2 protein-coding genes are annotated in these 668 nt (G+C 68.7%); both read right to left on the minus strand.

What is annotated here, in order from left to right:
• Positions 1-23 precede the first annotated feature (23 nt).
• Positions 24-194 (minus strand): hypothetical protein, encoded by a 171-nt coding sequence (locus tag QYS60_RS11150; RefSeq protein ID WP_371383173.1) that lies wholly within the window; start codon positions 192-194, stop codon positions 24-26.
• Between the two features lie 31 nt (positions 195-225).
• Positions 226-600, minus strand: coding sequence for a thioredoxin (gene trxA / locus QYS60_RS11155; protein ID WP_003938122.1), 375 nt, complete (start codon positions 598-600; stop codon positions 226-228).
• Positions 601-668: the final 68 nt, after the last annotated feature.

The raw sequence follows: 668 nt of genomic DNA on the forward strand, positions 1-668 counted from the left end.
GGCGCAGTCTCGTCGAGGTGCGGTCAGCGGCGGAAGAGCCCACCGAGGGTGTGCGCCTGCGCACCGGGGGTGGTGTCCTGGCCGCAGGTGCAGCGCTCGGGTGCGGGCACGGCACGCATGACGGCGTCGACATGCTGGCCGCAGCCGTCCCAGCCGGTCTTTCCGCAGTTCGGGCAGGTGACGGGGTAACACATGGGGTCCTCCTGGGGGTGAAAGGGTTGGCGGTCAGGCGCCGGCGGCGGCCTTCTGGTCGGCGATCCGAGCATGGACCTCGGTCATGTCCAGCGCTTCGATCTGCCCGATGAGGTCTTCGAGGGCGGCTGCGGGCAGGGCGCCGGGCTGGGCGAAGACCAGGACGCCCTCTCGGAACGCCATGATCGTCGGAATCGAGCGGATGTCGGCCATCGCGGCGAGCTGCTGCTCGGTCTCGGTGTCGACCTTGGCGTGCACGATGTCCGGGTGCCCCTGCGACGACTTCTCGAACACCGGGGCGAAGGCTCGGCACGGACCGCACCACGAGGCCCAGAAGTCGACGAGGACGATGTCGTTGCCGAGGATCGTGGACTCGAAGTCCGCGAGGGTGAGATTCTTCGTTGCCATCGGAGAGTTCCTTTCGTTCTCTTCGGCGCCGGTCAGGCGGGGACGTGGGCGTCGGCCCAGGCGTTGTA

This window comes from Rhodococcus sp. GXMU-t2271 (assembly GCF_041414735.1).
In the GTDB taxonomy this organism is placed as follows: domain Bacteria; phylum Actinomycetota; class Actinomycetes; order Mycobacteriales; family Mycobacteriaceae; genus Rhodococcus; species Rhodococcus indonesiensis.